The 21,187-nt window shown below is 46.3% G+C and carries 20 protein-coding genes; 4 read left to right on the top strand and 16 right to left on the bottom strand.

Annotation, left to right across the window (positions count from 1 at the left end):
- From ctaG to cyoE, 6 genes are all read right to left on the bottom strand, one after another.
- Window positions 1-906 carry a cytochrome c oxidase assembly factor CtaG gene (gene ctaG / locus KNQ07_RS01280; protein ID WP_214763648.1) on the bottom strand — a complete coding sequence of 302 codons (906 nt, stop codon included), beginning with the start codon at window positions 904-906 and terminating at the stop codon, window positions 1-3.
- Window positions 907-1,037: 131 nt separating this feature from the next.
- Window positions 1,038-1,367: a cytochrome C oxidase subunit IV family protein gene (locus tag KNQ07_RS01275; RefSeq protein ID WP_026827914.1), complete on the bottom strand. Its 330-nt coding sequence runs from the start codon at window positions 1,365-1,367 to the stop codon at window positions 1,038-1,040.
- Window position 1,368: 1 nt separating this feature from the next.
- Window positions 1,369-1,998, bottom strand: coding sequence for a cytochrome (ubi)quinol oxidase subunit III (locus tag KNQ07_RS01270; protein WP_012370856.1), 630 nt, complete (start codon window positions 1,996-1,998; stop codon window positions 1,369-1,371).
- A 1-nt stretch (window position 1,999) separates the two neighbouring features.
- Window positions 2,000-3,868, bottom strand: coding sequence for a cytochrome c oxidase subunit I (gene ctaD / locus KNQ07_RS01265; RefSeq protein ID WP_026827913.1), 1,869 nt, complete (start codon window positions 3,866-3,868; stop codon window positions 2,000-2,002).
- A gap of 34 nt (window positions 3,869-3,902) precedes the next feature.
- Window positions 3,903-4,934 carry a cytochrome c oxidase subunit II gene (gene coxB, locus KNQ07_RS01260; protein ID WP_012370858.1) on the bottom strand — a complete coding sequence of 344 codons (1,032 nt, stop codon included), beginning with the start codon at window positions 4,932-4,934 and terminating at the stop codon, window positions 3,903-3,905.
- Between the two features lie 65 nt (window positions 4,935-4,999).
- Window positions 5,000-5,932 carry a heme o synthase gene (cyoE, locus tag KNQ07_RS01255; protein WP_214763646.1) on the bottom strand — a complete coding sequence of 311 codons (933 nt, stop codon included), beginning with the start codon at window positions 5,930-5,932 and terminating at the stop codon, window positions 5,000-5,002.
- 324 nt (window positions 5,933-6,256) lie between these two features.
- Here cyoE and KNQ07_RS01250 point away from each other — a divergent pair, with 324 nt between their 5' ends.
- Entirely contained in the window at window positions 6,257-7,150 is an 894-nt protein-coding gene (locus KNQ07_RS01250) for a COX15/CtaA family protein (RefSeq protein WP_214763644.1), read from the top strand.
- A gap of 63 nt (window positions 7,151-7,213) precedes the next feature.
- Here KNQ07_RS01250 and KNQ07_RS01245 read toward each other — a convergent pair whose 3' ends face one another.
- From KNQ07_RS01245 to KNQ07_RS01230, 4 genes are all read right to left on the bottom strand, one after another.
- Window positions 7,214-8,569 carry a cryptochrome/photolyase family protein gene (locus tag KNQ07_RS01245; RefSeq protein ID WP_214763638.1) on the bottom strand — a complete coding sequence of 452 codons (1,356 nt, stop codon included), beginning with the start codon at window positions 8,567-8,569 and terminating at the stop codon, window positions 7,214-7,216.
- A 103-nt stretch (window positions 8,570-8,672) separates the two neighbouring features.
- Window positions 8,673-12,107, bottom strand: coding sequence for a pyruvate carboxylase (locus KNQ07_RS01240; RefSeq protein ID WP_214763633.1), 3,435 nt, complete (start codon window positions 12,105-12,107; stop codon window positions 8,673-8,675).
- Window positions 12,100-13,371 carry an FtsW/RodA/SpoVE family cell cycle protein gene (locus KNQ07_RS01235; RefSeq protein WP_214763631.1) on the bottom strand — a complete coding sequence of 424 codons (1,272 nt, stop codon included), beginning with the start codon at window positions 13,369-13,371 and terminating at the stop codon, window positions 12,100-12,102. The genes KNQ07_RS01240 and KNQ07_RS01235 overlap by 8 nt, the downstream gene beginning before the upstream one ends.
- 77 nt (window positions 13,372-13,448) lie before the next feature.
- On the bottom strand, window positions 13,449-13,727 hold the full coding sequence (locus KNQ07_RS01230) for an Fpa/YlaN family protein (protein WP_014970798.1): 279 nt from the start codon (window positions 13,725-13,727) through the stop codon (window positions 13,449-13,451).
- Window positions 13,728-13,849: 122 nt separating this feature from the next.
- Here KNQ07_RS01230 and KNQ07_RS01225 point away from each other — a divergent pair, with 122 nt between their 5' ends.
- Window positions 13,850-14,311 carry a hypothetical protein gene (locus tag KNQ07_RS01225; protein ID WP_214763630.1) on the top strand — a complete coding sequence of 154 codons (462 nt, stop codon included), beginning with the start codon at window positions 13,850-13,852 and terminating at the stop codon, window positions 14,309-14,311.
- Between the two features lie 73 nt (window positions 14,312-14,384).
- Here KNQ07_RS01225 and KNQ07_RS01220 read toward each other — a convergent pair whose 3' ends face one another.
- Entirely contained in the window at window positions 14,385-15,701 is a 1,317-nt protein-coding gene (locus tag KNQ07_RS01220; RefSeq protein WP_012370866.1) for a PhoH family protein, read from the bottom strand.
- Between the two features lie 39 nt (window positions 15,702-15,740).
- Complete coding sequence (locus KNQ07_RS01215) at window positions 15,741-16,193, bottom strand: PNPOx family protein (RefSeq protein ID WP_214763625.1); 453 nt, start codon at window positions 16,191-16,193, stop codon at window positions 15,741-15,743.
- A gap of 116 nt (window positions 16,194-16,309) precedes the next feature.
- On the opposite strand from KNQ07_RS01215, the gene KNQ07_RS01210 reads away from it, so the two are divergent.
- The gene (locus KNQ07_RS01210; RefSeq protein WP_012370868.1) at window positions 16,310-16,513 is read left to right on the top strand and encodes a YlaI family protein; all 204 of its coding nucleotides are present in this window, start codon (window positions 16,310-16,312) and stop codon (window positions 16,511-16,513) included.
- A 28-nt stretch (window positions 16,514-16,541) separates the two neighbouring features.
- On the opposite strand, the gene KNQ07_RS01205 is transcribed toward KNQ07_RS01210, so the two are convergent.
- The 3 genes from KNQ07_RS01205 to typA all read right to left on the bottom strand — a co-directional run bounded on the left by KNQ07_RS01205 (window position 16,542) and on the right by typA (window position 19,958).
- Complete coding sequence (locus KNQ07_RS01205; RefSeq protein WP_214763621.1) at window positions 16,542-17,591, bottom strand: PQQ-dependent sugar dehydrogenase; 1,050 nt, start codon at window positions 17,589-17,591, stop codon at window positions 16,542-16,544.
- A gap of 138 nt (window positions 17,592-17,729) precedes the next feature.
- Window positions 17,730-18,083, bottom strand: coding sequence for a YlaH-like family protein (locus tag KNQ07_RS01200; protein ID WP_012370870.1), 354 nt, complete (start codon window positions 18,081-18,083; stop codon window positions 17,730-17,732).
- A 27-nt stretch (window positions 18,084-18,110) separates the two neighbouring features.
- Complete coding sequence (gene typA, locus KNQ07_RS01195) at window positions 18,111-19,958, bottom strand: translational GTPase TypA (protein WP_012370871.1); 1,848 nt, start codon at window positions 19,956-19,958, stop codon at window positions 18,111-18,113.
- Window positions 19,959-20,145: 187 nt separating this feature from the next.
- On the opposite strand from typA, the gene KNQ07_RS01190 reads away from it, so the two are divergent.
- Window positions 20,146-20,316: a DUF5325 family protein gene (locus tag KNQ07_RS01190; protein WP_012370872.1), complete on the top strand. Its 171-nt coding sequence runs from the start codon at window positions 20,146-20,148 to the stop codon at window positions 20,314-20,316.
- Window positions 20,317-20,334: 18 nt separating this feature from the next.
- Here the strand turns inward: KNQ07_RS01190 and KNQ07_RS01185 are convergent, their stop codons facing one another.
- Window positions 20,335-21,114: an inositol monophosphatase family protein gene (locus KNQ07_RS01185; protein ID WP_214764733.1), complete on the bottom strand. Its 780-nt coding sequence runs from the start codon at window positions 21,112-21,114 to the stop codon at window positions 20,335-20,337.
- Window positions 21,115-21,187: the final 73 nt, after the last annotated feature.

The following is a 21,187-nucleotide window of genomic DNA, read 5'->3' as shown; positions in this document are numbered from 1 at the left end:
TTAATCCGCTTTTGGCGAGAAGGACATACCTTCATCGACAGCAGTACTTTTAGAACGTCTGACCCAAGTAAAGAATGTCAGACCAAAGAACAGCCCATACACTAACTCTTGACCAAGTTTCATGAGAACCCCACCAAAACGCTGGTCTTCGAGCAAATCTTTTGTTGTTCCGAACAGCCGTTCCATGTTGAGTCCATTCAAATCATTATTCGGCATACAGTATGCTAATACTTTTGCGAATGTTGCCGGATCCTGATAGGCGTCGTACTGGAAACTTTGACTAAAGATCATGAACGCACACGCCGGCGTCAACAAAACACCATTGGCGACGATATAAACCATTTTCTTCAAATCCGACAAGCTGTCTTCTTCATTGACCGGTGCGATAATCGGATACCACATCGTCATACTGAGGAAAATCAATGTCCCGTGGAAAATCCGGTGCACCGTATAGTTCGTCAGGACGTAATCAAAGATGAAGGGCATGTGATAAAACGTAAACAGTGAATTAAACAAAATCAGTGCAATCAACGGCAAAATGAAAAATCGTAATGTCCGTCCAAGATACGGTACCTCAAACAACCGTTTGAACACCCACCCTGGAATCGCAATCATCAAGAGCGGCGGTGCCACCATGTACACGAAGACCATCTGCAACATATGAGCAGAGAACGTGATATGGGCCAAGACATCAAGCGGGCTGCCAAAACCGATGTAATAGACAAACAAAGCCGCAAGCATCGAAAACTTTTGTCCTAATGTCGTCTCCGCTTCATCAGGTCGACGGATTTTTTCCGTCAATACAGCGTATAAAACATATATACCAATTAAAAGTAATGCATAGTATGGACTCCATAAAACGGTCCAGTCGAATTGTGATAAGGATCCCCTTAAATTGCCTAACATGTTTTTCACCCCGTTCCTTTTTCCTACAGATTAAGATTACCGTTCCCCTATTTCATTGTAAAGGTTTCTCATAAAACGATTCCAAAATAAAAGACCATCCTGCTAAACGTTAGCAGAATGGTCACAATTGATTACCAGATCAAAAGACGGAGTGTCGCGACAATCGTCAAGGCGACGAAGACGCCGAGTGCCATCATGACTTTGATCCAAGTGTTGCCTTTATTGTTCATGTGCATGAACATATAAAGTTGCAAGTAAACTTGAACGATTGCCATGATGATTAAAAATCCACCAGCTGCCCAGTGTGGCATGAGTTCTGCCATGACCGCACCAAAAGCAATCAGTGTGAGAAAAATCATCAAAGCAAAACTTGTGAGTTGTAACTGCATCTCGCGGCTGCGATCTGCTTTCATCTCGAGTTCAACTTGATTACGTGTTAATTGCGGCTCGTGTTTTTCCATCTTATTTCACCATCCCCATGAGGTAGACGACTGAGAAGATAAAGACCCAGACGACGTCAATGAAGTGCCAGTAAAGACTTGAAACATAATATTTCGGTGCGTTGACAACCGTGATGCCGCGGTTCCAGTTCCGGATCAACAATGTCGAAATCCAGAGGAGACCGAACAAAACGTGTGCTCCGTGGAAACCAACGAGTGTGTAGAAGGCTGATCCAAAAGCACTTGAAGTAAACGTGTGACCAATGTGGTAATAATGATTGAATTCATAGATCTCACCGCTCAGGAACCCTAAACCGAGTGCAAGCGTGATGATCAACCACATTTTCATTTTCTTGACATCATTACGTTTCATCGCCATCATCGCAAGAACACTTGTCAGTGAGCTTGTGAGAAGGAGCATCGTCATGATGAAGACAAGACCCATTTCAAAAATATCGTAACTGCGTAATCCTTCTTTTGCACCAGAGTTGTGCAAACCGATGTACGTCCCGAAGAGAGAAGCGAACAATGTCGTCTCTCCTCCAAGGAAGAACCAGAAGGCTACATATTTATTCTTACCCTCAAGTGTTGCTTTTTCAACATGATCCGGAATACCCGTGATCGGGTTGTTTGGTACTGAATGATGTCCCATCTTACTTCGCCTCCTTTTCAGCTTCAAGGCGTAGATCTTTTTCGATTTCCGCTTTCGGGATGTAGTATCCTTCATCGTCAATCCAAGAACGGAGGAACATTGCGAAGAGTGTCATCGCAAGACCGATCAAGGCGATGATCAGACCTACTGTACCGTAGTCAAGGCGAAGAATGAATCCGAGACCGGCAAGGAATAAACCGACTGACATGACGAATGGCAGGATCGAGTTGTTCGGCATGTGGATATCGCCGACTTCTTCCGAAACCGAAACCGTTTTGTTTCCAGCCATTTTTTCGAGCCAGTATGTGTCAAGACCTTTAACAAGTGGAATCTGTGCAAAGTTGTACTCTGGAGTTGGAACAGGAAGCGTCCACTCGAGGGTACGACCGTCGCCCCAGACGTCACGTTTAACGTATTCTTTTGACATCAATGCTGCAACGATGGATACGACAAGAACGATTGTCGAGACACCCATGAAGGCTGCTCCGATTGATGACAGTAAGTTCATTGTTTCCCAGCCTTGGTTTGGCAAGTACGTGAAGACACGACGTGGCATACCAGTCAGACCGAGAATGTGTTGCGGGAAGAACGTCAAGTGGAAGCCGATGAAGAACAACCAGAATTGAATTTTACCCCAGAACTCGTTGAGCTGTTTCCCGAACATGAGTGGGAACCAGTAGTACAGACCTGCGAAGAGGCCGAAGACAACCCCACCAACGATAACGTAGTGGAAGTGGGCAACTACGAAGTAGCTGTCATGATACTGATAATCGGCAGGAGCAACAGAAAGCATAACCCCTGTCATACCACCAACAAGGAATGATGGGATGAAGGCAACCGAATAGAGCATCGCAACTGGGAACGTCAATTTACCGCCCCATAGCGTAAAGAGCCAGTTGAAGATTTTGACCCCGGTCGGAACGGCGATCGCCATTGTCGCAACCGCGAAGATTGCGTTCGCAACTGGACCAAGTCCGACTGTGAACATGTGGTGAACCCAAACCATGAATCCTAAGAAACCGATTAACATTGTCGCAAAGACCATCGTCGTGTAACCGAAGAGACGTTTACGGGCAAATGTAGGAATGATTTCAGAGAAGATCCCGAAGGCCGGTAAGATCAAGATGTATACTTCCGGGTGACCGAAAATCCAGAAAAGGTGTTCCCAGATGACGATGTTACCACCGGCTGCCGGATCGAAGAAATGTGCCCCGAACAGACGCTCAAACGTCAAGAGGAACAATCCGACCGTAAGTGGCGGGAATGCGAAAACGATCAATGCTGATGCAACGAATGCTGTCCATGTGAACAATGGCATCCGCATCAGTTTCATACCTGGTGCACGCATGTTCAAAATCGTAACGAGGAAGTTAATCCCCCCCATGAGTGTACCGAAACCAGAAATCTGTAATCCGAGTGAGTAGAAATCAACACCGAGAGATTCCGGAACAGTTGAAAGCGGAGCATATGCTGTCCACCCTGCGTTCGGAGCTGCGCCGAAGAACCATGACAGGTTCAACAAAACTCCCCCGAAGAAGAACAACCAAAAACCAAGTGCGTTTAAAAACGGAAACGCAACGTCACGTGCTCCGATTTGAAGCGGAACAGCAGCGTTCATATAGCCGATCAACATCGGCATGGCTGCCAGGAAGATCATGGTCGTACCGTGCATCGTGATCAACTGGTTAAATAATTCACCGCTGACGAAATCGTTCATCGGTTTAATCAATTGAAAACGAATCATTAAGGCTTCTACGCCACCAACCAGAAGGAAAAACAATCCAGAGATGATATAGAGAACCCCGATTTTTTTATGGTCGACTGTCGTTAGCCAGTCCATGATGCCGGTTTTTTTCTTCGGCATACCCATAGTATGTGTCCCCACTATGATTCCCCCTTAAATATTATTGGAGCTTTTTGTCCAATAGGTAGTCTGCAAGTTCGCTTAACTCTTCATCGCTAATCTTATCTTCAGAGAAACCAGGCATTTTTGTTCCTTGTTTTTCTTTTTGCGGATTGCGAATCCATTTTTCGAGATTTTCTTTGTCATGGTCGAGGTATCCAGCGATACGCTGACGATCACCAAAGTTTGTTAAGCTTGGCGCGACTTTCCCGCCACCGTGACAGCTGAGGCAGTTTTGTGCGTAAACTTGCTCGCCAGTCGTCCAGTTCTTTTTGTTTTTTGCATCCAATTGTTTTGTTTCTGCTTCTTTAGCTGATTTCATGTCTTTAAGCCATGCATCGTAATCATCTTGCTCAAGCGCGATGACCTTGAAGTCCATCAATGCATGTGAAGGTCCACATAACTCGGCACATTTACCGTAGTATGTTCCGGCTTCTTGTGCTTGTAACCACATCTCGTTATCGAGACCCGGGTTTGTATCTGTCTTACCAGAAAGAGCCGGTACCCAGAATGAGTGGATGACGTCTTTTGAAGTTAAGTTGACAGCGACACGTTTTCCGACTGGAATAACGAGTTCTTGTCCTGTTGAAACACCTTTGTCTGGATATTCGAACTCCCACCAGTACAAGTTGGCTGTAACGTTGATGACTTCATTTTTCTTCGCTTCTTTCGCATCTGCTAATTCAACCGTCGTTTTGATGGTTGGTACGGCAAGAACGACTAACAAGAGAATCGGAATGACTGTCCAAATGATTTCAAGTGTATGATTTCCTTCCACTTGTTTCGGAACAGTGTTGTCTCCAGCTTTACGACGGAATTTCATAAGTACGTAAATATAGATGACTGCTACAATCGCAAGGACAAACAACATGACCCATAAGCTGAGCTTAATGATTTCAAGTTGCATTTGTGCGCCTTCCCCGCGAGGCTGTAGTGCGGACAATTCCGGGATTCCACAACCTGATAACAATAATGCCATCAAACCGATCGGAAGAAGCCGGAAGAGCATTTTTCCTGATTTTTTCACAACCATCCCCACTTTCTTTTCCCCAATTTTTTTCTTTCTTCAATGGTGTCCGTGAAGTATGTCAAATCGTTTTAGAGAGAAACGAGTACGACCGTCACGATCCAAGCCGTGAAATAAAAGAGCGAGAAGAAAAACATCTTCGAAGCCCACTTAATCTCAGCTTGTTCTTCCTTGATTTTGAGACCTTTCAGTCCCATGTAGAGCCAGTATCCGCCGAGCACAGCCATGACCAGCATATAAATGATGCCGTAGTGCGCAAGGAGAAGTGATGATGGGAGTAAAACTGCAATCCACCATACAATTTGTCGTTTCGTGATCGCAAAACCATTGACGACAGGTAACATTGGAATACCGGCAGCGCGGTACTCTTCCGTCCGTCTCATGGCGAGCGCAAGGAAGTGAGGCGGTTGCCATACGAACATGATGAGAAACAAAATCCATGCATCGATATGAAGTGTCGGAGTGACTGCCGCAAATCCAATGATCGGTGGCACTGCTCCTGAAATACCACCTACGACTGTATTGATCGTATGTGTCCGCTTCAACCACATCGTATAGATGACGACGTAGACAAACGAACCGATCAATCCGAAAACTGCCGCGACATGGTTAACGATCAGCAACAGGACGGTACCGGTAGCCAGTATGCCAAGTCCTAATGCCAATATCCGTTGCCCGTCCATCTTACCGGTTACACTCGGTCTCCCCATCGTCCGCTCCATCTTATAATCGATGTCACGGTCGATGTAGTTATTGAGATAACAACTACCGGCAATGACCAGACCACTTCCGAGAAGCGTCCACAATAATGTCAACTTCGTCTGCCACAAGTAGAGTAGAACATCATCCGTTAAGTATGATGCTGCCACGACATAACCTGCGAAGACAGTGATGAGATTCGCACGAACGATTCCCATCTTTGCTAGGGAGACATAGTCCTTGAACGTCGGCTGATCCGACTGCTCGATCATGATGTCCAGGGTCTCCCCGTTTACTTTCGCCATGTTGTTTCCTCCTTCTAACCGCCTGTGCTCTTTCTGTACGTAGGATACACGTATTTTCTTCACAGAAATAACACAGACACGCCACGAAACGTCCTTTTCTCTATAAAAGATACCACATATTCAAGGTCATGACGTATGAAAATACTTTCGACATAATGAACAAAATGTGAAATGTATGTGATTTACCTCACAGTTCACCATATTTACCTAATATTAGAATAGCGTTCTTCTAAAAGATTGCAAGCGTTTCGATATTTTTTATGCGATACTATTGCTAGGTATTTCAAGTATCATGTATTTTTCCTAGAAAGGTGGTGGCTGCGTTTGAATCGAAAACTTTCGATTTTTTCAGCATTTGTCACATTCACAATGATGATTGTTCTTCTCATGGGAGGAACTGTCACGAAAACGGATTCCGGAAACGGATGCGGAACCGATTGGCCGCTTTGTCACGGTGAACTGATTCCGACTAACCCTAGTGTCGAAACGATGATTGAGTATAGTCACCGCGCTGTGACGGGAGTCGTTGGTTTATTGATCATTGCCTTATGCCTGTGGACACTCGTCGCTTTCAAAGATCGTCTCGATATAAAGATTTTTGCTTTCCTTGCCTTTATCTTTATGTTGATTCAATCAATCGTTGGTGCGGGCGCTGTCGTCTGGCAACAGTCCGATCTCGTCATGGCCTTACATTTCGGTATTTCCTTGATTTCTTTTGCTTCCTTACTCATCTTGACGATTTTAATCATGGAACGACCCGGTCAAGAATTCAGGGAATCGGTCCCAGCGTTCTTGCGTAAACTGCTGTACGGCTTGTTGGTTTATACATTAGTCGTCGTCTATACCGGCGCTTTTGTCCGCCACGTCGGCGCGACGTATGCGTGTGTCGGCTGGCCGGTCTGTTCGCAACCGACGATGACGTTTGAAGCCTGGGTTCAGATGATTCACCGGATTCTGGCCGGACTGCTGTTCTTCTATACGTTGTTTGTTCACTATACGGCGATTCGCCTCAAACACCGGACATCACGGACAGGTATGCTGTTCGCAACTTTCTTCATCTCGTGTCAGGTCGCAACCGGTGCCTGGATCGTGCTCGGCGGACATGCGACGTATGTGCCTTTATTACATGCGTTCCTGATCACCTGCTACTTCGGAGTCATTTCGTATCTCGCTTACCATGCGTTCCGGACCCGAAAAAAGGATTCTAGACTGCGCTGATTAAACCTTCAACTAAAAAGGGAAGCGGATTTTTCAACTATCCGCCTCCCTTTTTTATACGCTTTATTTAAAACGGGCAATCGCTCGTTTCCGGGCCATATCGTGCTCGACAATCGGCATCGGATAATCGTAGTCTTTTCGTTGTTGTTCCGTCGGTTCATGAATCGATGTTTTCGGCAAATCCTTCAGTTCCGGCAAATAGGTACGGATGAACGTTCCATCCTTATCGAATTTCTTCGACTGGGTCGTCGGATTGAAGACACGGAAATACGGCACAGCGTCCGTACCGACGGATGCCGCCCACTGCCACCCGCCGATATTCGACGCTGCTTCATAGTCCACCAGTTTCTGTTGGAAGTAGCGTTCTCCTTTTTGCCAGTCGACTAATAAATCCTTCGTCAAAAAAGATGCGACAATCATTCGCAGGCGGTTATGCATCCATCCAGTCGTATTGAGCTGACGCATCGCTGCATCGACGATCGGGTACCCGGTTTTCCCTTCTGCCCAGGCTTTGAATCCCTTCTCATCCGTTTCCCACTCAATCTTCGTATACTGTTCATTAACCGGCAGTCGTTTGGATTCCGGATAATGCATGAGAATCGTGTAGTAAAATTCCCGCCAGATCAATTCCGTCAGATAGGTCTGTTTTCCTTTTGAATCCTGTTCCTGCTGGACCGCATCAAAAATCGTCCGAATTCCGATTTCACCAGTCCGCAGATATCGGGACATCAGGCTTGTTCCGTCGACGGCCGGCAGATCCCGTTGCTCCTCATAAGCAGATAAATTATTTTTAAGGAATGATCGTAAACGTTTTCGAGCCGTTTCTTCCCCGACCGCGAAGTCGGTGTCTGATGCCGCCCGCTTAAAATAATCCAGCATAAAGGCATTGTTCTGCCGCCGTTTGTGATAACGTTCCTTTAAAAGATTCAGCTTGACCGGATACGGTTTATCGACATCTTTCTTCAAAAAAGCATTTTTATACGGTGTAAATACCTTGTAATAGGATCCGTCATTTTTTTTGACGGCATGCGGATGAAGCAGATGGCGGTCAAGCAACCGTTCCGTTTTTTTATCGCCCCGTTTTTTCATGATGCCGTCGTCACGGCTCTTGAATGGTTCGACGTACTCGGCGTTAAACAACAGAACATCAGCGATTTCCGTTGCTTCGAGAAAATCCTTTTCCTGTCCTTCAATGAAACGGATCGGCATATCATGGGTCTTGCAGTTTTTTGCGAAATGTTCGAGTGCCTGAAAAAAATACTGTTGCCTCGCATCATACTCTCCGATGTAGTCCGGGTTCACCCAGAAAACGAACTCGACATTTGCCTGTTCGTCCTTTTCAAGATAGTCGACCGCTCGTGCCAGCATATGATTGTCCTCGAGCCGAAAATCACTTCGAATCCAACAGATGATATTCATATTCATTCCTCCATCAACTAACGATGAACGAAAAACAGGCAATCCGCCATGCGTTTTGCCTGTTTTCGTCACCCTGTATTTATCCTGCGTTACATATTATGCATTACACGAATTCAATCAATAAATCTTGGCTCGCGATAGCTTCGCCTTCTTTGACATGAACCGATTTAACCTCACCGTCTTCTGGTGCTTGAATCGTCGTCTCCATTTTCATTGCTTCCGTCACAAGCAGCTGCTCTCCCTTACGAATCCGGGTACCGGGTTCGACCAGGACCTTCAAGACGCTGCCGGGCATCGAAGCACCGATCTGTTTCGGGTTCGAACGATCGGCCTTCGGACGGCTCGACGAACTTTCTTTGATGCTGATATCTTTTACTTCGACTTCACGCGGGACGCCGTTCATCTCATAGTAGATGACACGGACACCGTGATCGTCCGGTTGACCGATTTGAATCAACTTCAGGTACAGTGTTTTTCCACGCTCGATTTCGACTTCGATTGTTTCCCCGAGACGCATGCCGTGGAAGAACGTACTCGTATCGAGAACGGAGATATCCCCGTAACGTGTGACATACGAACTGTAATCAAGGAATACCTTCGGATACAAGGCATATGCCAGAGCATCGAATTCCGTTACCGGACGTTCCAGTTTCTCGAACAACTCATGTTTGATGGCATCAAAATTGAGTGGCTCCATCATTTTCCCTGGACGTTCCGTCAACGGCTCAACGCCCTTAAGGATTGCCGCTTGGACTTGTTTCGGGAAACCGTCCGGTGGCGTACCCAGCTCGCCTTTCATCAATTCGACGACAGAATCCGGGAAGTCAAGATTGCTGGCACGTTCCAGAACATCTTCTTCCGTCAGATGGTGTTGGACCATGAACAAGGCCATATCACCGACGACTTTCGAAGATGGTGTCACTTTGACGATGTCGCCGAACAACATGTTGACGCGGGCATACATCGTTTTGACTTCCGACCAGCGATCCGCGAGTCCAACGGCTTTCGCTTGTTGTTGAAGATTCGAATACTGACCGCCCGGCATTTCATGATCATAGACCGTCGGGTTCGGTGCTAACATATCAAGTTCAAATGCTTGATAGAGGTGGCGCACATCCTGCCAGTAATCCGACACTTCCTCAAATTTTTGTGCCGAAACGAGCGGTTGACGCTTGTGACCACTGAGGGCATGAATCAGACTTCCTCCGGCAGGCTGACTTGTCAGTCCCGCCATACTTGAAGCGGCGACGTCAACGATATCGACACCGGCATCAACAGCTCGGGCATACGTGTAAATGCCGTTCCCGCTTGCATCATGCGTATGCAGATGAATCGGCAAATCAACAGCATCTTTTAACGCCGAGACTAATGCGTAGGCAGCTTCCGGTTTCAGCAGACCTGCCATATCTTTGATGGCAATGATATGGGCACCGCTCGCTTCGAGTTGTTTCGCCAGTTTAACGTAATACGGAAGATGATATTTCGGACGGTTCGCATCAAACAAGTCGCCTGTATAACAAACTGCTGCTTCTGCGATTTTACCCGTCGGCAAGACGGCATCGATGGCCAGCTGAATGGATTCAGGATTGTTTAAGCTGTCGAAAATCCGGAACACATCAACACCCGCTTGCGCGGCTTCCTTGACGAATGCATGAATGACATTGTCCGGATAGTTTTTATAGCCGACTGCATTGGCTCCGCGTAACAACATCTGAATCAACACATTCGGCATCTTTTCACGCAACTGCATCAAACGAACCCACGGATCTTCTGACAGGAAACGGTATGCCACGTCAAACGTTGCACCGCCCCAGGCCTCTACTGAGAACAGTTCCGGCAACAGTTTGGCTTCCGCCTCGGCAATTGCCACTAAATCTTTTGTCCGCATCCGTGTCGCAAGCAACGACTGATGCGCATCACGGAAAGTCGTATCTGTCAATTGAACCCGTTCTTGTGCTTTCAGCCAGTTGATGACACCAAGCGGGCCTTCCGTATCAAGAATCGCTTTCGCACCTGCTTGATAGTCAGCCGGAAGATCTTTCGGAATCCGGACGTCGCGGGCAAGCGGTTTTTCAATCTTGCCGATTCCCGGGAAACCGTTGACGGATACTTCTCCGATATATGTCAGCAACTTCGTACCACGGTCTTGTCGTTTCGGGAAGATGAACAATTCTTTTGTGTCGTCGATAAACGATGTATTGTAATCTCCGCTGATGAACGCGTGGTGCTTCAGAACATTACTTAAGAATGGGATGTTGGTTTTAATTCCCCGGATCCGGAACTCGCTTAAGTTTCGGCTCATTTTAGCAACGGCTTGATCGTATGTTAAGCCGTGTGTCGAAATCTTAACGAGCAAGGAATCGTAATAAGGCGAGATTTCAGCACCGACATAGGCATTTCCGCCGTCAAGACGAACGCCAAAACCGCCTGGTGAACGGTATGCTTTGATTTTTCCCGTATCCGGCAGGAAGCCGTTCTCCGGGTCTTCGGACGTAATCCGGCTCTGAATGGCGAAACCTAACATTTGAATATTTTCTTGCGCAGGAATACCCACCAGGTCACTATGTAGTGATTCCCCTTCCGCGACTCGAATTTGTGTCTGGACGATATCAATGCCCGTAATCATTTCCGTAATCGTATGTTCGACTTGAACACGCGGATTGACTTCGATGAAATAGAAGGACTCGTCTTGTGTCACTAAAAATTCAACCGTACCGGCATTCTCATAGCCGACATGCTTCATCAACGTTACCGCTGCTTCACAGATCTTTTGGCGTCCTTCGTCCGATAACGTGACACACGGCGCGACTTCGACGACTTTTTGGTGACGGCGTTGCACGGAACAATCGCGTTCAAACAAATGAACGATATTGCCGTGGGCATCCCCGATGATTTGAACTTCGATATGTTTCGGACGTTCAATCAATTTTTCAACGTAAATTTCATCTGAACCAAATGCTTTTAAAGCTTCCGATTTTGCCCGCTCAATCATTTCCGGCAACTCTTCTTCTGTCCGGACGACACGCATCCCGCGTCCGCCGCCGCCTAGAGAAGCTTTGACCATTAATGGATAACCGGCTTTTTCAGCGAAAGCATACGCTTCATCAATCGATGTGATCGGACCGTCCGTTCCCGGAATAACGGGTAAACCGGCTTCGATGGCTGTCGTCCGCGCACGGACTTTATCACCGAAGCTGTAGAGATGTTCTTCTCGGGGACCGATAAAGATAATCCCCTCTTCCCGACAGCGAGTAGCGAGTTCAATATTTTCTGACAAAAATCCGTAACCTGGATGGATTGCATCACATTGTGCCTTCTTGGCAGTCTCGATGATTCCTTCGATATCAAGGTATGCTTCGATCGGTTTTTTTCCCTCACCGATTCGGTACGCTTCATCGGCTTTGTACCGGTGAAGCGACCCCATATCTTCTCGTGAATAAATAGCGACTGTCCGAATCCCGAGTTCGGTTGCCGCACGGAATACGCGAATCGCGATTTCTCCGCGGTTGGCGACAAGAATCTTTTTGATTTTAGTCAACTGATGCTCCCCCTTTAGGTAATGAACTCGTAGCACTCATCTTTCGTGCTTCCTGTACTTCTTTATGATACGCTATCCGGTGCTTGTTTTGCATCGAAATATTTGCCACGACCCCAAGCATCGTACTCATGACAAGCAGTGAAGACCCGCCGTAACTGATAAACGGTAACGTCACACCCGTCCCCGGAAACAGACCGGACATCGCCCCGATATTGATACCGGTTTGGATAAAGATGATCGACGAAATGCCGAACGCCACCATACTCGAATAAATCGAAGCAGATTGCCGGGCAATCAGCGCCCCTTGCCACATTAAAAAGAACAACAGTCCGAGAACAACGAGAACCCCGACGAATCCGAGTTCTTCCGAGATGATTGACATGATGTAATCGGTCTCCGGCTCCGGCAGATAACCGTACTTTTGAAAGCTGTTCCCCAAACCGACTCCGAAGAATCCTCCATGAGCGATCGAGATGACCGAATTAATCAGTTGATACCCTTTTCCTTCGGCATCTAAAAATGGATTGAAGATGGCTTGAATCCGTTCCATCTGATTGGCGGAAAAATTGTTCCAGGCATACAGACCTACTCCTGATGCAAATACGATGGCAACAGCGATATACCCGCGCGGCAAGCCGACTGCAAAAAGAATCATGGCCGAAATCAAAAGAAGGATAAACAATCCTCCGTCATCCGGCTGCATGCGGATAATAATGGCGTAAGGAGCCAACAACACGGTCATCGGAATCAAGATCCAGTCCGTAAAACTAAGCAAAATCCGTTTGCCGGATGAATCGGGTGCGATTTGCCGATGAATGAAATGATGGACAATCCCAATCACACCGTTCATCTGTCCTTTATGTTTTTGATCAAAGTAGTTGGCGAGACCGATGACAAGTACAAATTTACACAGCTCAATCGGCTGAATCAAAAAAATCCCAAAATTTAACCAGGCACGTGCTCCGTTCAACGGGGCAGCAAACAGAGTTGCCGTCAACATCCCGAATGTAATGAGATATAAACCCAACCGAGCGAGCGGTCCTCGGAACGTCTCATGATTTAAATGAGCGACAAACAAAAAGACAACAATCGCCATCACGTCAAACATCAATTGTTTTTCAAAAAATGAGGTATTCGCGTAATCGCCGCCGTTCCAGACACTGGCACTGTAGACCATCACCGTACTGATGGCCATCAGGATCAGCATCGTGAAGAAGAGGCGATAATCAAAAAACGCACGTTTTTCCTTAAACTTCGATTGCATTATGTACACGTCCTTTTTCTAATTCCTAGTTCTAAAAAAAAATACCCAAACGCCGCATTTCACGTTTGAGTAGAAAATCAGCACGTCTCCGCATCATGTAAATCAGATAATTGCTGTTCTAATGAGTCGAGTAATTGTTTCCCTTCACTCGCATCAATCAGTTCGAGACGAACGGCAAAATCAATTTGGCGTGACAATCCGAACATTTGTGTATCCAATACTTCCTCATAAAGAGGACATTGTGGCATCGTTAAATTCGCAAGCTGGACCTCGATCAACCGGCGGATTTTATGGGCATCCGCTTCTAGTAGCTCAAGAGCGCGCTGGCGATGAACTGTCCCGATTTCAGTTGACAATCCAATCCCTCCTCATCAAATGACGCGTTCCTGTTATAGCTAAACTTTACCTTACTTTCGCCAACAATTCAACGTTTCGGTATAATGGATTTGCACGACTCATACATTTAGGGGGAATAATGATGATTTTTCCGATTACAGGTAACGTCCGCTATCCACTCACAATCGACCCGACGGTTTGGATCTTCGATGAACGGAAGATTGAAGTCGACCATATTGGAAAAGAAGTCGGGGATAACGCACAAGAAGCCTATTATGCCAAGATGGGGGCTGCTTGGGATAAAGGGATCACAGAGGGCAGTCGAACGGACCACAACAAACCGATGACGCGCGAAGAAAAAGATGCTGCCTTACGGGGAACGTTTGCCATGCCGCTTGCACCGTTCATTCAAAATGCCGAGACACTTGAAGGTGCCTCCGCGCTAAGCTTTGAAGGAACAGAAACAGTCGAGCTCAATCTCAGTACGTTACCGGAACTGTACTTACAGTTTTCAAAAGACGGAAAAGTTTTAAGCGACGGTCCTGTCCATCTGCTTTATCGTGATCAAATCGTCCGCTCCGTTACTCGCATCACTGTCGTGTAATCCGGAAACGACAAAAAGCCGTTCTGTTTCTTCTGACTTGAAGGAAACAGAACGGCTTTTTTTGTAGTTGAGCTTACAGCAAGTCGGCTGCCAAACGAGCCAGACTTGACCGCTCGCCTTTCACCAGTTTGACATGTCCTGTCATCTTTTCACCTTTCAACCGCTCGACTGCATAAGACAATCCGTTTGAATATTCATCCAGGTACGGATGATCAATTTGCTGCGGGTCACCGACCAATACAATTTTCGAGTTTTCACCGACACGGGTCAAAATCGTCTTCACTTCGTGTTTCGTCAGGTTTTGCGCTTCATCGATAATGATGAATTGTCCCGGCATGCTCCGACCTCTGATGTAAGTCAGGGCTTCCAGTTGAATCGATTTCATTCCTGCCAAAATGTTCCCCAGCTCATCACCGGAACTCGTATTGAACAGATGTTCCAAGTTATCATAAATCGGTTGCATCCAGGGCCGGAGCTTTTCTTCCATTTCTCCCGGCAAATATCCGATATCATTCCCCATCGGTACGACCGGACGGGCAACAACTAATTTTTTATACCGGTGTTCATCTTCCACCTGTAACAGCCCTGCTGCGAGTGCCAGTAATGTTTTTCCGGTTCCCGCTTTCCCGACAAGTGTGACAAGCGGCACATCATCCCGAAGCAACAGTTCAAATGCCATCCGCTGTTGAACGTTCCGCGGAACGACACCCCAGACTTGATCGATATCGAGTGATAAAGCCCGGATGATCGGCAATTCCTGATCGACGACGGCAATTGCCGATGCTTTTGACATATTACTTTTTAAAATGACGAATTGATTCGGATGTACTTTTTCCGGAAGAACATCGACCGATAATCGTTTATCCTGATAAAACGCATCGATGTATTCTTGGTCGACGGTCAATTCCACAAAACCCGTATATAGTCCGGTCAGATCAGCGATGTGATCGGTCAAATAGTCTTCTGCGACTAATCCGTAAGCATCCGCTTTAACCCGGACGAGGATATCTTTTGAAACAAGGATGACATCCCGTCCGCTTTGCTGTTCTTTTTGTTCCCGGTGAATCGACCAGGCGAGTTCCAGAATCTTATTGTCGTTGGACTCATGCGTAAACGGTGACACTTCACTGATGGAATCTCCAATATCGACCCGAAGAATTCCGCCGTTCCCGAGTGGAACACCGGCATGGAGGTGTCCCGTTTCCCGCAATTGATCCAAAATCCGTGCCGTTTCCCGGGCATTTCGACCGACTTCATCCATATTTCGTTTTTTTCCGTCCAATTCTTCTAAGACTATGGCCGGAATCACGACATCGTGCTCTTGAAATTGAAACAGAGACAATGGATCATGTAGCATGACATTGGTATCGAGCACATATATTTTTTTCATTCCATCGTTCGCTCCTTTAGAGTCGAGTTTTGATGAATGTTATCCTTTTAAAATGTCTTGAATTTGTTGATCAAGTTGCATCGCGGCTGCTTCATCGTACGTTTTATGCACACGCGGCCGGTCCGACACAGCGGCTCCGTAGAATAAGATATCGCGGACCTCTTTTATCTGTCCTTCATAGAGCGCTACCTTTAACGGTAAGCGTGCTGTCGTTTCCCAGGCTGCGACATCCGTACATGTTAAACTGTACGTCGACTGATCAGCAAAGAAAATAAGTGTAAAAACAGGATGGTCAGCTAACGTTTTGACAAGTAATGAATCTGCTTCAATCGCAAAGCGAATCGTTGTTTCGTCTTTTGCATACACCCAACTGATGGCATGTGTAATCGGCCAGCTTTTGCTCTGATCATGTGTGATTAAAAACACAAGCGGTAAATCTGTTAATGCCTTCATCTGCTGTTCACTCAGACGATGTTCCACTTTATTTGCCATGGTACCACCCCCTCTGTTCCTTATTTTATTACTATTCGATACTATATATTCGCATCCCTTTTTCAAGTTGAACAATTCTTAAATATGATATACTAAGAAAAAAAGGGGGACCTCCCATGCGTGTCAAATGCACCATCTGCGATAAACGAGAAACCATCGATGATTGGTCCTTTACAGCAAAAAGACTGCGAAATAAACCGGTACGCGTCTACATATGCGATGAATGTCATGAACGTGTCACTGAGCGGACCATCGCGCGCCAAGAAACCGGACATTTTAATCTTTATCCGACATGGGCGACAACTAAAAAAAGATGGTAAACTACTTTGAATGATCAAAGTAGTTTTTTTATGGCTTAAGACGAACCAGCACATCGTCTTCATCCGACGGATTTCCTCGTCCATCTGTATTGTTCGTCACATAATAAAGTTCCTTCCCGTCCGTCATCACGTCCCGAATGCGCCCGCGATCCGTCACGATTTGTTCCACTTTCGACGACTCCGTCTCAATCGACCGGAGACTTTGACCGACCAGCGTCCCGAAATACAGTTTCCCGTTTTGTTCCGCTACTCCGCTCGGCGCAACTGATTTTTCGCCCACTTCATACCAAGGTGTGACGAGCTCTTGTTGCTTTTCCGTTCCTTCAATCAACGGCCACCCGTAATTTTTTTGTTCGATCCGGTTAATTTCATCGTGTCCGTTCTGTCCGTGTTCCGTTGCATACAGGGTTTGGTCGACAAACACCAAACCTTGTGGATTCCGGTGACCGTAACTGTAGATGTACTCTTTTACATTCCCGTCCGCCGGTTTTCCATCGAGTTTCATCCGGAGAATTTTTCCGGATAACGAAGAGAGTTTTTGAGCGTTTTCAGGGACTGCCGCGTCTCCGGCCGTGACATACAACAATCCGTCCGGTCCTATTTCGATGCGGCCACCGTTATGAATCGTGGCACCGGGGATCTTATCGAGCAGTACCCGTTGTTCTTTCCAGGATTCCTTTTCTTCCTTAATCGCTATGATGCGGTTCCAGAGCGCGCCATCCTTCTCATACGTATGATAGACATATGCTGTTCGATTCTTTGAGAAGTCCGGATCAAGCGCCATCCCAAGCAGTCCGCCTTCCCCTTGCGCAACAACCGGTTCGGTCAGTTCGAGATCCGTCCGGCTGTAGTTTCCTTCAGTGCCTTTGACAATTGTCCCTTCCCGTTCGGTAATATAAAACACTTCTTGGTTTTTCTCAATATTCCATGGTGTCCTTAAATTTTTAAAAATGATATCACTTTTGACCGTTTCCGATGTTTTGGGAACTGTTTTTGATGAATCTTTAGTAGTCGTTTCCGAACATCCGGCTAATACAATCACAAGACCACACGAAATGCCTAAGCTTCGGTTTATCATCTCAATCACCTCTTGCTGTTTTTTTCCCGAACCTGCCGCAAACTATTCCTGCAATCGAACACGGATTACGTTTCCCTTCATTTCACACAAAAAAGTCCCGCTTCCAAAAGGAAACGGGACTTTTTTATTGATTTATGATCAAGAAGCAGTTCGTTCTCGCTCACGTTTGACCATCCACATCCGGAATCGGTAAATTCCGAGAATGACGACCATCGCAAGTAAGACTTCAGGAATCGGCCATGTCCAAAAGACGAGTGTTAAAGCAGCAGAAAATACCGCGAGTAACAAATAGACAATCAGTGATTTCCACCAGGCTAACTCTTTCGCAAAACCTAATTTAAAAACGATTAACGTCAAGATGACGACCGTAATCATCAGTGCATTAAATCCGGCACTCAAGTTGTTCGGGTCACTTCCCACACCAAGCAATTTCGCAACGGCAGGAATATCAAATTTCGAGAAATCAGAAGCAACGGCAGGTTGTGCAGTCATTGCCAGTCCCCCTTACGTGTTAAGAGCTCAGTCTTTACCAAGACGACGGCGCTTGTCTTGTTTTTCACGTTCGTTTTTGTTTAATACTTGTTTACGAAGACGAACTGATTGCGGTGTGATTTCACAGTACTCATCTTCATTCAGGAATGTTAATGATTCTTCAAGTGAGAAGACACGTGGACGTTTAAGAACGTTTGTTGTATCTTTCGCAGATGCACGCATGTTCGTCAATTGTTTCGCTTTAACAACGTTAACAGCGAGGTCGACGTCACGGTTACATTCACCGATGATCATTCCTTCGTAAACTTCAAGACCTGGCTCGATGAAGATTGTTCCGCGGTCTTCAAGTGCAGAGATTGCATAAGCAGTCGCTTTACCCGTCTCGATTGAGACCATAACTCCACTGCGGCGTCCACCGATGTCTGCATTGATGAACGGACGGTATTCTTCGAACGTGTGGTTCATGATTCCGTATCCACGTGTTGCAGATAAGAATTCATTCCGGTATCCGATCAATCCACGTGAAGGAACGATGAATTCCATTTTTGTTTGTCCGTTATCCATTGTCTGCATGTTCGTCAGTTCACCTTTACGGAGACCGATCGATTCCATGACACCACCTGTGTACTCTTCAGGTGTATCAATGACAACGCGCTCAAACGGCTCAACTTTAACGCCGTCTTCAACTTTGATGATTACCTGCGGTTTAGATACTTGAATTTCGTATCCTTCACGACGCATGTTTTCAATCAAAATCCCGAGGTGAAGCTCACCACGGCCAGATACGATCCAGCGGTCCGGCGAATCTGTGTTTTCGATACGGAGCGAAACGTCTGTTTCAAGTTCTTTTTCAAGACGCTCTTCGATTTTACGCGAAGTGACGAGGTCACCTTCACGACCAGCGAATGGCGAGTTGTTAACGATGAACGTCATTTGAAGAGTCGGCTCATCAATACGAAGTAATGGGAGTGGATCGACGTGTGAAGTCGGGCAAACCGTTTCACCGACGTTGATATCTTCCATACCTGCGATTGCAATCAAATCTCCAGCTTTTGCAGCTTCAATTTCAACACGTTTCAGACCAAAGTATCCGAATAATTTTGTAACACGGAAGTTTTTGATTGATCCATCAAGTTTAGAAAGCGAAACGCTGTCTCCAACTTTGATTTCTCCACGGAAAACGCGTCCTACTCCAATACGACCAAGATAGTTATCGTAGTCGAGCATTGTAACTTGGAATTGTAACGGGTCCATGCTGTTGTCAACAGGAGCCGGTGTGTGTTCAAGAATCAAATCAAGAACGTTTGTAATTGTATCTTCTTGATTTTCAAGTTCAGGGTCAAATGAACTTGAGCCGTTGACTGCCGATGCATAAACGACTGGGAATTCGAGTTGATCTTCATCTGCTCCAAGATCGATCAAGAGGTCGACGACTTCGTCAACAACTTCGAGTGGACGGACCATCGGTTTGTCAATTTTATTGACGACGACGATTGGTTGAAGACCTTGTTCAAGTGCTTTTTTCAATACGAAACGTGTTTGTGGCATACAGCCTTCACGTGCATCGACAACGAGGATAACGCCGTCAACCATACGCATGATACGTTCTACTTCACCACCGAAATCGGCGTGACCTGGTGTATCAACGATGTTGATACGTGTATTTTTGTAATCAATTGCCGTATTTTTAGCAAGGATCGTGATTCCGCGCTCACGCTCGATATCATTTGAGTCCATTGCGCGTTCTTCGACTAGTTCATTCGCACGGAATGTTCCAGATTGTTTTAAAAGCTCATCGACGAGTGTCGTTTTACCATGGTCAACGTGGGCGATGATCGCGACGTTGCGTAAATCGTTTCTTACTAATGTTGTCATAGGTGTGTACCTCTTTCTGTTCATTTAAATAATCCATTAATACTTTCGGTCAACTTTAAGAGTATAGCACAGGTTGACTGGTAGTTGGCAATCACTTCGATTGAAGATGACAGCGAAAGCCTTTTCATTGTCCCTGATTCACGCTAAACTAAAGACGAGTTTATGTATCGTGAGGGGGAAATGACAAATGCGGATTCTTTTTTTATTGTTAGCCATTATCGCAGTCGGTTCAATGGCTGCCATCGGTATTTTTATCGCGGAGCAAAACGTTCTTATGATTGTCGTCTCACTTCTTTTAACTATCGGAACAATGGGAGTAGGCTTCGTCTTGAAAGCTCGTTTACGTAAACAAGCTTAAACGCCCTCTAGGGGCGTTTTATTTTTGCACGTACGTTAAGACATCCTCAACGAATTGCCGGCTTCCTGCCAATACACTCGTTTGTTCAAGATACGTCATGTCCGCTCCCTCGATTGTCCCGACACGTCCGCCGAGTTCTTCAATCAAGACTTGTCCCCCTGTATAATCCCACGGCATGTTCCGCATCGTAATATATCCGTCGACCCGACCTGCCGCAACCCAGGCGAGTTCGAGTGAAGCCGCACCGACTGCCCGAACACCGACCGCATCACGGACAAGAGGCGCGAGCAGGTTGGAATCGATTCGCCGGTTTGCCGTCACCCATGTCGCATTCATGCAGATAATCGCTTCATTGACCGGTCTTTCCTTGATTGGTGCAAGCCGGGTTCCGTTTTCGTAAGCCCCCTGCCCTTTAATGGCATGAAACAGTTCATCTGCCATCACGTCATAGACGAATCCGTAACGTAATTCTCCTTCTACCATAATGGCAATCGAGATGGCGAATAACCGTTTTTGACGAATGAAGTTCATCGTCCCGTCAATCGGATCCACGAACCAGACCGTGCCTTCTAACGTATCCGGACGAACGATTCGTCCTTCTTCTCCGTACACATGGTGATCCGGATACCGATCCAAAATTCCTCGAATCAGTAAATCCTCCACATGCTGATCAATTTCCGTGACAAGATCACTTTTATTTGTTTTTTCTTCTATATGATACGCTTGATCCATCTTTTGACGAATATACTTTCCCGCCCGCTTGATTAGATCGATCGCATGTAACTCAATCCCTTGCATCCGACTCACCCTTTCCGTCTCCTTTAGACCGTCCTACCTTTTCATGATAACAAAAAAAATCAACCAACAAAAA

The organism is Exiguobacterium sp. s145, from assembly GCF_018618835.1.
GTDB lineage: Bacteria > Bacillota > Bacilli > Exiguobacteriales > Exiguobacteriaceae > Exiguobacterium_A > Exiguobacterium_A artemiae.
The sequence above is the reverse complement of the archived record's forward strand: the minus strand, read 5'-3'. Positions and strand labels throughout refer to the sequence as shown.